This window comes from Pseudoscardovia radai, assembly GCF_002259605.1.
In the GTDB taxonomy this organism is placed as follows: domain Bacteria; phylum Actinomycetota; class Actinomycetes; order Actinomycetales; family Bifidobacteriaceae; genus Pseudoscardovia; species Pseudoscardovia radai.
On the sequence record NZ_MWWR01000004.1, the window covers coordinates 115,620 to 128,738 of the forward strand.

Below are 13,119 nucleotides of genomic sequence, written 5' to 3' on the forward strand. Positions count from 1 at the left end.
CGCCGTCACAGCGGAAGCGCCGCCCTGCCGTGCATCTCGCGCTGCGTCACATGGTGCAGCTGAATATCGTCGATCGGCGTGGCCTGCGTGAGATTCCACGAATGGTTCACCGGGCCGTTGCCGAGCCCCACGTTGAGCTCGTCGGAATGCGCGATGGCGCCCGTGATCCACGCCTTTGCCTTGTGCGCGGCCTGCAGCCAGTCGTGGCACTGCGGGCGGTAGGTGGCGAGGGCGCTCGAGAGCGCGCAGCCCGTGCCGTGCGTGTTATGCGTGGCGATGAGGCTGCCCGGAAGGCGCGTGACGACGGGGTTGCGGCTGATGGCGCGCATGGTGTTCGCGTCGATGAAGGCATCGGCGCGCGTGGTCGACGATTTAAGGTGGCCCGACTTGACGTAGACGCGCGTGTGGCCGCCGAGTTTGTCGAGCAGGCGCGTGCCTTGGTCGATGGCCTCCTCCCATGTGGTGGCGACGGGTTCGCCGACCAGCGCGGCGAGCTCGGGCAGGTTCGGCGTGATGACGTCGATAAGGCCCGAGGTGAGCAGATCGCGCAGCGCGCCTTCGGCGTCTGCACTGAGCAGGCGCGTACCGCTGGTGGAGATCATAACCGGGTCGATGACGGTCCACGGGCGGCGGTGGGTGGAGATGTCATGCGTCACACCGTGGTATTCGGCGTAATCCGCGTATTCGACGGGGGCATCGTCGGCGCCGGTGTTGCCGACTGGCCGAGCCGCGCCGTTGGCGGGGATTGCGCCGGCGGCGGGCATGGCGAGGGCGGACGATCCGATGATCTGCGTGACGTTCGCGCGGTTGCCGGGGCGGCGCCACAGCCCGCCGAGGCGGGTGAAATCGGTGTTTTCGAGCCACTCGTGCACGGTGTCGATGATTTCCTCGGTGCCGAGCACGCCGATTTTCACGGCGTCGATGGAGACATCGTCGGACACCGCCTTGAGCTGGTACTCCACGCATTGCGCGGTCTGCGGCCAGATGCCCGTGACCTCGCGCGTGTTCTGAGCCACTACGGAGGTGACGACGCCCATGGCGTAGCCTCCGCAGGCGGTGATGGTTTTCATGTCGGCGAGGATGCCGGCACCGCCGGTTGGGTCGGTTCCCGCGATGGCGAGCACGCGCGGCCTTTGCCCACCGGCCGCCTGCGGTGCGGTCTGCGGCACATGCACGGTGGTGACGGTGATGCCGTCGCTGACGGTGCGTGCGCGGTGCGCGTCGCCGCGATGGGTGTCGCGCCGTGGTGCGGATGTGGAAGGGGCGGGGGAGGAGGCGGAGGGAATGGCGGGTTCCGCGCCTTTCGACGATGTGCTTTCTGCCGGCGATGCGGCGGACGGTGCGGCGACGGACGATGCGCTGCCCGACGATTCCGTGGCATCCGCGGACACCTGACCCTCGCTATAGGCGCGGGCCTTGGAAGGCGAGGCCTTTCCCTTGCGAAAATCGAATCCCGAGGCAATCAGGGCCTGGCGGACTTCCTCTTCGGCAGTGCTCATGCGGTTTCTCCCGTGCGGTGCGCCGGCGACGCCTCTGGCGAAGCGATGCCGTCGCTGCGTCATTGTGCGTTCGGTTCCCGGCCGGCGCCGTAAGGGGCCGGTCTGCGGGCATGGCCCGCGGTGTCACGATGCCTCCCGTCGTGTCCCGCCGGCGTATGGCGGTTTCCCACCGGGCCGCCGTGCGGACTGTTCGAGAGCATCGTGTATCCCTGAGCCGCATTATATGCACGGAGTGTGCACAATCGTCCGGAACCATGTCGCTAGGCGTTCGATGAATACGATTGTTCGACCGTTCGTTCGCTGGCAGGTCGGGTGAATCGTGGATTCAGCGAGCGCCGGTCTCAGCGACCGCGGCTTCCCAAGCCTCGCGCAGGCTGCGCGCGCCTTCGCGGATGCTCGCCGAGCGGCAGATATAGGAGATGACACACAGGCCGTCGCCGTGGTGCGCCGCGATCTCGGGCGCGTCCGCCGGCGTCACGCCGCCGATCGCGCAGTTCGGCAACGGGCGCGCGGCATCCGCCACGGCCTCGAAGCGCTCGGTGCCGAGACCATCGGGCGCATCGGCCTTCGACACCGTGTTGTGGTACGGGCCGATGCCTACGTAATCCACGTATTCGGTCAGCTGTGCGGCCTTCGTCGCCTCCTCCACGGAACCTGTGGACAAGCCAACGATCGCGTCCTCGCCGAGCAGCGCGCGCACATGCTCCACCGGCAGGTCGGTCTGGCCCACATGCACGCCGTCCACCGGCAGGCCCTCGCGGCGCGCGGCCCAGGCCACGTCCACGCGATCGTCGATGACGAAATACGGCCGGTCCACGCCCGGCTCGCCCTGGGGAAGCAGCGCGCAGACCTCGCGCGCCAGCTGCAGCACGTCGCCCGCATCGGCCGGCTTCGCGCGCAGCTGCAGGAAGGTGATGCCGCCGTCCAGCGCCTCGCGCACGGCGTCCGTCACCGTGCGCCCCAGCGGCTCGACGTCCTGCGGACCGAGCACGAAATACGCGGTCATGGCGCGGCGGATGCGCTCGCGGTCGCGCACCGCCGGCCGGTGGGCGGGAGCGGTGGGGTTGGTATGTGCGTTGGGGGCGGTTGCGGATGCCTGTGCCATGTGGTCTCTCCTTAATATTGGGGTTGGTCTTTCCTGTTGGTTAGTGCTTCCTATGGGATGGTGCTTTCCTATCGGTCTTCTCGAATCGTGCATCGGCTTTCGGACAAACCTCTGTCCGCCCCGGCTGGCCTTCCCATCGCTTTTTGCCGACTTTTGCGGTGGTTTGGGGGCAATGGTTGGGGGATGGGGTGGGGTGCCTGGTGGGCGGTGTCGGTATCTGGTGAGTTTTGCGGTGGTTTGGGGGCAAAAGTCAGACGATAGGTGAGGCGGCGGACGGTGTGGGGAGGGGGAAAGAGGAATGCGACGCGCCATTGGACTTCCCGGCGCAATGCTGTATCATTCCTTCAGTCAACGTGGTTCGAGGAGGAGACATCGTTGCGAGGGATTCCCATGATGATCGATCGTAATGGCGAGATTGGCGGCAGCGCCTATGTGACAAACGACATGCCCGGTGTGTCTGCGGCGCACGCGGGCTTCTCCGCGTCGGCGCCCCTGCGTGCCGCCACCGACGATGCCGCGGCCGGCGCCGCTGGTCCCGGCGAGCGCGTGGTGGGCTTCGTGGTGCCGCGCCATGCCGCCGCCCCCGTTCCGCTTCCGCCTGCGGCGCACATGGCGCCGACCGATGATTTCGACGAATCGTTGAACGGCGCGCCGGAGGTCGGCGTGTCCCAGTCGACGATTGGCAGCCTCGCCGGGGCGGACGCCGCGGAGCAGGGCATGTCCGCGCAGTTGCCGGCCGACGGGCTCGATCCCACGCCGGAGGTCGCCTCCCTGTTCGGCGCCGCGTCGTCCCCCGCCGAGGAAGACGATGCCCCGCGTATCATCCGCGTCAGCGGCGCGGCCATTCTGCGCGATGGCAAGATCCTGTGCGCCCGCCGACCCGAGGGCAAGAACCTGGCCGGCAAGTGGGAGTTCCCGGGTGGCAAGCTCGAGCCGGGCGAGGACCATCGCGAGGCCCTGGCCCGCGAGATCCGCGAGGAGCTCGGCTGCGAGGTGGAGGTTGGCGACCAGATCTGCACCACGCAGAACGATTACGAATTCGGCGTCGTGGAGCTCGTTACCTTCTGGTGTACGTTGAAGCCCGGCGAGGAGCCGAAGCGCATCGAGCACGCCGAGCTGCGCTGGATGGACCCGGAGGACATGCCGTCGCTCGACTGGGCCCCGGCCGACTGGGAGGCCGTCGACCTCATCTCGGTCAAAAGCCTCGCGTTCTGACCACAGGTCGCCTGCCATCCCAGACTGCATATCCACCCGATATCCACCCGGTTCTGCATACCGTTCCATCGCAGGAGTGATACGCCGACGGTGCGTATCCCCTCGTAATACAGCGTTTTCTGGCGTTCACCGGAGTGGATATCCGGTGGACATGTCGTGATTCGTTACGTTCCTTATGCTAGGGTTCATTACGAAGAATCCGGGGCGTAGCGTGCTATGAGACAGAGGCCTCGGAACGCGACGGCCCGGGCGCTAGGACTCGCTGAAGGAGACGGAGCGCGTCGTTCGCTGTCGTTCGCCGGCATATACCACGATGCATATGCCGGCGAACGATGCGCCGGGTAGCAAAGCCGTCGTAGAGTGGAAAGGCAGTCACTTGAGAGAAAACACAAGGCGTTCGGCACGTCATGCCGGTGCCGGGAACAAACGCTGGACTTCGTGGGTCGCGGCTTCGGTGATCCTCGCCATGGTGGCGGGATCGCTGGGTGCGTTCGCGCTGACGGGCCGATCGCAGGCCCAGGCCGTGACGCCGACGGGCGCACCGGCGTCCACAAGCGATGTCGTGGCCGGCACGAAGGCGACCAGCACCGACATCACGATGTCGACCGGATCCGATGGCACGGCGACCACGAAGGACACGGGCATCGCCACCTGGGTCGGCGGCAATATGAACATCGGCATGGCCGACGCCGGTTCGTATGCGGCCGAGGCCGAGGGCGTGACGGCGGTGGCCGGCAACCTGACGACCAACCAGATCAAGAACTCGTGGAAGGACTACGGTTACGGCTTCCGCTGGGGCCGCGTCGGCTTCGGAACCCAATTCCGCCCCGCTGACGGCAGCACCGTGCTTGCCGTGGGCGGCGGCGTGACGAAGGCCGGCGGCCACCATACCTTCCTCGTCGAGAACGGCTATGATGCCCGCATCGCCGGCTCCGAAACCTCCGACAGCGTGGTGAGCAAGGGCACGGGTAACGACGTGACCTGGAACTACAACGATCCGCTGAGCGCCGTGTCGATCGGCGGCAGCACCGTGGACCTCACCAAGGACGGCTTCTTCACACCCGACGTGGTGAACAGCATCTCGACGCCGCTGTCGCAGCGCACGGCGACGGGAACGGTGACGGTTGGCGAGGCGAACAACGATTCCGTCACCCGCAACTACTTCGACAGCACGCAGGACTACACCTATCGTTTCTGCTACGCCGCCAACACGGACACGAACTGCAGCTCCGCGTCCAGAACCGACACCTACACGGCCCTGGGCCTGGGCAAGACGGGCACCTACAAGAACCTCGAGAAACTCATCACCCTGACCTCGACCGATACCACGAGCTCCGTCGTGGTGTTCGACCTCACGTCGGACCAGCTCTCCGATACGCATAACGGCGTCCAGTACCGCGGCGTCGCCTTCGACTTCGAGAATATCCAGCCCGGCCAGCGCGTGGTGGTGAATGTGGAAGGCGAGACCGTCTCCTTCCACACGGGCTGGAAGTTCTACTGGAACGGCACCGAAATCGGCAATGGCTATTCCTCCTCGGCCGATTCAGCCGTGCGGTCGGCGTATGTGACCGCGGCCCAGAGCATCCTGTGGAATTTCTACGAGGCCTCGAGCGTCACAATCGGCGGCGGCGTGGCCCGCGCCGGTCTCGACAAGTCCACCGAGGACGACCCCTCGGCCGCCATGCTCGGCTCCATCGTGGTGCCCAACGGCAGCCTCGACAGCCATGTCACGACGAACGGCCGCGTCTATGTGGGCGGCGACTTCTCCATGGACAACCCCTACGCCGTGCATGCGGTGAATGCCGACGGCTCGCTCGGCGGAGTGGTGGGGACGGATACGTTCTACGAGGGCCCCACCTCCTCGGTTATCAACATGGACCAGGAGCGCCACAACTTCCCGTGGACGGCCGGCTCCTCGGTGTCCTGGAACAAGACGGACACCACCGGCAAGCCCCTCGGAAACAGCACCTGGGCCGTGTACGGCACGTATGACGATGCGGTGAACGGCACGAACGCCCTCGTGACGGTGACCGACAACGATTCCACCGACATCGATCCCACAACCGGCTCCATCAGCGTCGACGGCCTGAAAAGCGGCTCCGACTACTATCTGAAGGAGACCTCGGTCCTGAGCGGCTACATTCCGAACAACACGGTGTACTGGACCCGCATCACCGCGGGCACTGTGTCGGCCACCTTCGCCTATTCCGTGACGAAGAGCTCCTCGGGCTCTTTCACCTATGACGATGGCATCGGCCTGTACAAGTCCGACGATGGCACCGTGTCCGTCGCGAACATGCCGGTCAAGGCCACGTGGGCGAAAACAACTGCGGACGGCGCGACGCCGCTGGCCGGATCGGCCTGGATCATCACGCGCCATGACGGCACCACGAACACCGACGCCACCGCCTGCGTCTCCGACAACAACGCCGTGAGCCAGACCGGTTGCGCGGTGACACTCACAGATACGGATGCCACGGAGGGCACCGTTACGGTGTCGGGCGACGACGCCAGCGGCGATGGCTTCCTGGTCTATGGCGCCGACCGCTATACGTATACCGTCACGGAATCCGTGGCCCCGACCGGATACTACCGCTCTGCCACGCCATTCTCCCTCTCCTTCGACGGCACAAGCTATGTGGTGGCCCAGGCCGTGGCGGATTCCCCCATCTCCGTGACGTGGAAGAAGACGGCCTCCGATACGGGCACGGCGCTCGCCGGCTCCGTGTGGAAGATCACGCGCACCGGCTCGAATAATTCGACGGCGACCGCCTGCGTCTCCGACAACAATGTCTCCTACACCGTCGACGGATGCAATGCCGGCAGTGCCACGCTTCTGAACGACGCCGACTCCACGGACGGCACCATCACCGTCTCGGGCACGGACGCCGCCACCAACGGCTTCCTGCTCTCCGACACCGAGTCCACGACCTATACGTATACGCTGGCCGAGGTTCTGGCCCCGAACGGCTACGCGGTGGCGTCGCAGTCGCGCACTTTCACGATCGACTCCTCCACGCTGGTGGTCAACGCCGACGGCACGACGACGGCAGATACCGCCGCCGACGCCATCGTGGACCAGCAGGTCACCATGGCATGGTCCAAGATTTCGGGCTCCGACCACCTGCCGGATTCCGCCTGGCTCGTCAAGCGCACCTCGCCGACCGGAACCACCGCCTACGCCTGCGTGTCCGATAACGTGAGCGGCAGCTCGCAGTCCCTCGCCTCCCTGACCGCGTGCCAGAGCGCCGCGGGCACGGGTGCGGCCGTCACGCAGCTCACCGACACGAATACGGAGAGCGGCAAGTTCACGGTGGCCGATCGAACCGGCTTCCTCCTTGACGGTGCGATGGGATACAGCTACCAGCTCATCGAAGTGGTGGCACCGAACGGCTACATGCTCGATTCGACTCCGCTTTCGCTGACCTACGCTTCCAATACCGCGCTCTATTACAGGGGCGACGGTGGCAAGGACACGCCGATCAGCAACACCCCGATCGGTGTGAACTGGACCAAGGAAGACACCAACTTCAAGCCGCTGGCAGGCGCCGCCTGGAAGGTGGAGCGCTACGCGACCGCCACCGCCACCACGCCCGATGCCACCGGCTGCGTGGGTGACACGAGCTCGCAGAGCACTGCCAGCTACGCGGGTGTCGCCGCCTGTTCCACGGCCACGGCCCTGACCGACGGCAACACGGCCGACGGCATCGTGTCGCTTTCCGGTGACTTCCTCATCTCTGGCGCGCATTACGAGATCACCGAGGTGGTGGCGCCGACGGGCTTCCAGATCAACCCCGCCACCTATGTTCTGGCGGTGACGACGGATTCCGATGGCAAGCTTGTCTCCACGCTGACGTTGAAAACCACGGGCGAGACCGTTGACGGTAATGTCATCCAGGACCAGCCGAATACGCTGGAGTGGAAGAAAGCCGATGCGTCCGGCGCCGCCCTGCAGGGATCCGTCTGGCAGGTCACGCGCTCCGGTAGCGACGGCTCCACGGCCACGGCCTGCGTGGGCGATAACGGCGCCTCCGTGCCGGGTACATGCACGACGACCCTGACCGACGTGGATGTCACGGCTGGCTCGATCCAGCTCTCCGGCAGCAACTCCGCCGACCAGGCCTTCCTTCTGGGCAGCACCGAGACCGTGACCTACACCTATTCGATCAAGGAGCTCGTGCCGCCGACCGGCTACACCCTCGACACCGCGGACCACGTGGTGACGCTGAACGCGGCGGCCAAGAACATCCCCATCCTCACGGTCACCGACGCCCCGGTTGTGGCGTCCTGGCAGAAGGTCGGCGCCGACGGCGCGACGCTTCTGCCCGCCGGCTCCGTGTGGGAGGTCGTCCGTACCGGCACCGATGGCACCGACAGCTCCACGGCGAACGCATGCGTCGTCGATAACAACGACGCCGCCCGCCTTCCGAGCGGCTGCTCCGGCAAGACGACGCTCGTCGACACGAACGCCGCCGCTGGCGTCATCGAGCTGCGCGGCGATAACGCCGCCGACCGGGCCTTCCTCCTGGGCAACACCTCGAACACCACATACAGCTACAAGATCGCCGAGCTCGTGGCTCCCGACGGCTACTCCAGCGCCAGCATCTCCGGCACGTATCTGCCTCTGTCCGCGGATTCCACCGGCACCCTGACAAGGACTCCGGTGACGAACAGCCCGGTGACGGCCACGTGGAAGAAGACGGATTCGGTGGGCGGCAACGCCCTGTCGGGCTCCGTGTGGAAGATCACGCGCACCGACACGGACACCGCCACATCCGCCTCGACCACGGCGACGGCTTGCGTCTCCGATGACAACGCCGATATCTCCGGTGTCACGGCCTGCTCCGATGCCACCGTGCTGACCGATATGCAGGCCACGACGGCCGGAACGATCTCCATCTCCGGCGCGGCCGACGCGTCGTCCGCGGCCTTCCTGCTGGGCGGCGCCAACGGCACCACGCGCACATACACGCTCACCGAGGTCAAGGCCCCGACCGGTCACTACCTCGACACCACCGAGCGTGCGATGACGCTGGACCCCGCCACCGGCACGCTGTCGATCGCCAACGCGACCGCCGGCTCCGACGGCATCGCCACGATTCCCAACACGCCGCTCGCGGCGCAGTGGAAGAAGACGGATTCCGTGACGGGCGCCGCCATCGCCGGCTCGGTGTGGAGGCTCGTGCGCACGGCCACCAGCACCGCTGACCAGTCGCAGACCCAGACGGTCGCCTGCGTGTCCGACAACAACGCGGCGCTGACGGGCGTCACCGCCTGCGACGGCGCCGAGACTCTGAACGATATCGACACGACTGACGGCACCATCCAGCTGTCGGGCGGCGAGGCATCGTCCACATCGTTCTTCCTGAGCGATGACGCCGACGCCACCTACACGTACACGCTCACCGAGGTCAAGGCCCCCGCCGGCTACTACCTCGACGGCACCACGCGCACGATGACGCTTGACAAGACCACGGGCGAGCTGTCCATCGACGGTGCGGGCACCGCCTCCGATGGCCTGCCCGCCCTGACGAACACGCCCATCGTGTTCTCCTGGACGAAGCAGAGCGCCGCGGGCGCCGCGCTCGCCGGCTCGGTGTGGACCGTCACCGACACCACCACGTCGCAGACGCGCTGCATCGGCGACGCGGGCGCGACCTCCATCCCCGAATGCGGCACGAACGCGCTGCTCACCAACACGGGCACCGGCACCGGCGCCTTCACGGTGGACGGCTCGCAGGCCGCGAACACGGACTTCCTCGTGGAAGGCCATTCGTACAAGCTCGTCGAGATCAAGGCGCCGAACGGCTACTTCCGCAGCGCCACAACCGGCACCGCTTCGTACACCATGGCCTATGACGCGGCCACGAAGTCCTTCGCGCTCAAGGCCGCCGACGGCACCGCCGTGGCCGGCGCGACGGTGAGCGATGCGCCGATCAAGCTGACGTGGACGAAGGCCGATAACATCAGCGACTCGAATAAGCTCTCCGGCTCCACATGGAAGCTCGAGCGCACCGGCACCGACGGTTCGACGGCGACGGCCTGCGTGGCCGACAAGAACACGCCTATCGCGGGGTGCACCGGCACGAGGCTGACGAACGGCTCCGCCACGGCGGGCGTCTTCGACATCAGCGGCGACGCCTCCGACGCCAACGCGGGCTTCCTGCTCGACAACGTGGACTCCGGCACGACGTATACGTACACGCTGACCGAGGCCAATGCGCCGCAGGGCTATACGATCGACACCACGACGTACACGATCGACCTGGCCACGGGCACCGTGACCGGCACGAACGGCAACGTCATCGTGAACGTGCTCAAGACCGGCGCCGTGAGCTTCGGCAAGGTGCTGGTCGGCGGCGCGAGCGACGAACTGTACAGCTTCCAGAACACGGTGACTTTCGGCGGCACCGAGCAGTACCGTCCGGCCACCTACCCGGTCACCTTCGCCACGGTCACCGCCGGGGCGGACGGCTCGGACGCGAAGAAGTCCTCCGCCGCCATCGTCGACTACACGGTGGCGCAGGCGAACGGCTCGATCACGGTGTCGGTCGACGGCAAGACGATCTACACCTGCCCCGACACGGCCTGCGCGATTGCGACCGACGCCTCGGGCAAGCAGACCGTGAACCTCCTGTACGACGCGGCGAACGAGTCGTTCTTCGACAAGCCCATCACGATGCAGGTGGCCGCGGGCTACGCCTACACGATCAGCGGTCTTCCCGACAACGCCAGCCTCACGGTGCGCGAGTCGATTCCCGATGACGCGGACTTCACCTTCATGGAGTTCCGGTGCGGTACGGGTTCGGGCACGGCATCGTGCGTCACCGACACCGCCACGAATGCGAAGAGCAACCTCTCCGGGTCGATCGTGCGCCTGTACGCGTTCTCCGCAGACCCGGCCCCGGCCTTCGGCGTTGCGGTGAACGTGCGCAAGGACTCGATGCCGCAGACCGGTCGCCTCGGCGGCGTGTGGGCCTTCGCGGGCGTCGGCCTGCTGCTTCTGCTGGGCGGTGTGGCCGTCTTCAGGAGGCGCGGCGAGAACGAGTGACGATGAGGTGACGGAGGCGTGACGCGGCGGCCGTGTACGATTGCCGTGCCGCCCGTCACGTCATACGCCACATCACGATGCGCGCATACCATGCATGCCGCGCATCCGCAGCCGGGCGCGGGCCAGCCCGCGCCCGGCTGCCTGTCCGCCGCATACGGCGGACGCAGGCCGATGAAAAATCGGTGAATATTCCGGCGAACGAGCCGAAATGAGGAATACTTTGGAATACCCATTTGATATGGTGAAACATATCGGGGAAGTAAGGAGAACCGAATGACCAGGACCATCGTCAGGAAGGCCCTCGCCGCCGCGGCCTCGGCCGTCGTGTCGCTCGGTGTGTGCGCCGCCGGCGTCACCGCCGCGCAGGCAGCCGTGGCACCCGTCACGGACAAGGGAAACATCACCATCAATCGTGCGGATAGCAACGATTCGCTCGCCGGCCGCACCTTCGTCGGCTACCGCGTGCTCGATTACACGAGCGTGCCCGCCGACCCGACCACGAGCAGCGCCGTCTCCGTCGCCTTCGTCACCGACAACGGCGCCGTCAACACCACCAAGCACGACGCGGTGTTCGCCGGCCTCAAGGCCGCCGGTATCACCGCCGGCACCGACGGCGAGGCTCTCGACGCCGTGCGCAGCAAGCTGACCGGCACCACCACGTCGTACCTCACCGCCGACGCCGGCACCGCCTACACCTTCGGCAACGCCGTGTACGCGGACTACGCCAAGGCCGGCCTCGCGCCCGACGTCACCTTCACCTGCGCCGAGCAGTCCTGCACGGCGAACGCGGCGGCCCAGTACGGCTACTATCTCATCGTCGAAACCGGCGGCACCGCCGCCTCCGCCACCGAGAACGCATACGCGGCATCGTATGTTCTCCTCGGCAGCCTCTACACCCAGAACCTCGTCCTCACCGCCAAGTCGCAGCAGCCGACCTCCGAGAAGTACATCTCCAAGAACGACGGCAGCGGCGAGGCCGTGACCGACGGCACCGAGAACTCCACGAGCAACCCGGACTTCGCCGAAGGCGAGGAGATCTACTACACGCTGAAGTACACGATTCCGTACTCCACACTCAAGGACTTCTCCGACCATGACGCCACCTTCACCTACACGCTGCAGGACAGCCTGAGCGCCGGCATCACCTTCGACTCCGTCAAGTCCGTCACCGTCAACGGCACCGACTTCACGGAGCAGGGCTCCAAGCTCCTCGACACCACGGCCAAGGCCTCCGAGGCCGCCAACCTGGGCCTGACCGACCAGGGCGGCGCCTACCTCAAGTGGACGGTGGCCGTCGCCAAGAACGGCACCGGCATCAACGGTTACGCGGCCTACGGCGTGGGCGGCACGTCCGTCCAGGACGCGATCGTCACCGTCACGTACACCTGCCACATGAACGAGAACGCCGTCATCGCCTCCACGGGCAACCCGAACAGCTACAACGTGAGCTACACGCGCAACCCGCTCAACTCCTCCGACTACGGCTACACTCCGCAGCAGACGCCGCGCGTCTACACGTACTCCGCGTATGTGTTCAAGGAGGACATCGACACCGGCGACCCGCTGCAGGGCGTGACCTTCTGCCTGACCACGCGCGAGGGCGACAAGTCCTGCCAGAGCGACGGCGTGCTCTTCACGAAGCACGAGGCCACCGACGCCTCCGGCGCCACCACCGAGTACTACGCGGTCTCCGGCTCCGCGAACGCCGGCACGGCCACGTCCTTCCCGAGCAACACGGGCAGCGTGGACCTCGTCACCCTGGCCGATGGCAAGCTCGACATCCGCGGTCTCGACGACGCCACCACGTACTACCTCTACGAAACCGCCGTCCAGCCGAACAGCTCCTACACGCTGCTGTCCGACCCGGTGGTCATCTCGATCTCGGCCGCTAAGGATGCCAACGCCTTCGCCGCCCTGAGCACGGGCTCCAAGCTGTACTACCCGGCCGGCGACGCCACGCAGAACGTGGTCGCCAATGTCGCCTACTCCGGTCCGATCAGCGACGCGCAGGTCATCTACAACTCCAAGAAGACCCCGCTGCCCGTGACCGGTGCCGCCGGCATCGCGATCCTGGTGGTCCTCGGCATCGCCCTCGTGGGCGGTGGCCTCTTCATCATCGTTTCCCGCAACCGTAGGAACACCGCCGCCGCATAATCCCTATCACCATCACCGTCGAGCTGCTGTTTTCCTCTTTTTTCCAGCGGCCCGGCGGGGCGGCGCGGTCACTTCTCTACGCTGGAGGGCGATTC

The 13,119-nt window shown here is 66.5% G+C and carries 5 protein-coding genes; 3 read left to right on the top strand and 2 right to left on the bottom strand.

What is annotated here, in order from left to right; genetic code table 11:
* Positions 1 to 5 precede the first annotated feature (5 nt).
* Positions 6 to 1,499: a bifunctional hydroxymethylpyrimidine kinase/phosphomethylpyrimidine kinase gene (locus PSRA_RS02585; RefSeq protein ID WP_094660336.1), complete on the bottom strand. Its 1,494-nt coding sequence runs from the start codon at positions 1,497 to 1,499 to the stop codon at positions 6 to 8.
* 325 nt (positions 1,500 to 1,824) lie between these two features.
* Positions 1,825 to 2,604: a thiamine phosphate synthase gene (gene thiE / locus PSRA_RS02590; protein ID WP_158216292.1), complete on the bottom strand. Its 780-nt coding sequence runs from the start codon at positions 2,602 to 2,604 to the stop codon at positions 1,825 to 1,827.
* A 717-nt stretch (positions 2,605 to 3,321) separates the two neighbouring features.
* On the opposite strand from thiE, the gene PSRA_RS02595 reads away from it, so the two are divergent.
* The 3 genes from PSRA_RS02595 (at position 3,322) to PSRA_RS02605 (ending at position 13,024) form a co-directional block, all read left to right on the top strand.
* Entirely contained in the window at positions 3,322 to 3,819 is a 498-nt protein-coding gene (locus tag PSRA_RS02595; protein ID WP_094660472.1) for a (deoxy)nucleoside triphosphate pyrophosphohydrolase, read from the top strand.
* Between the two features lie 376 nt (positions 3,820 to 4,195).
* Entirely contained in the window at positions 4,196 to 10,870 is a 6,675-nt protein-coding gene (locus PSRA_RS02600) for a SpaA isopeptide-forming pilin-related protein (protein ID WP_158216293.1), read from the top strand.
* A 273-nt stretch (positions 10,871 to 11,143) separates the two neighbouring features.
* Positions 11,144 to 13,024, top strand: coding sequence for an isopeptide-forming domain-containing fimbrial protein (locus tag PSRA_RS02605; protein WP_094660340.1), 1,881 nt, complete (start codon positions 11,144 to 11,146; stop codon positions 13,022 to 13,024).
* Positions 13,025 to 13,119 lie beyond the last annotated feature (95 nt).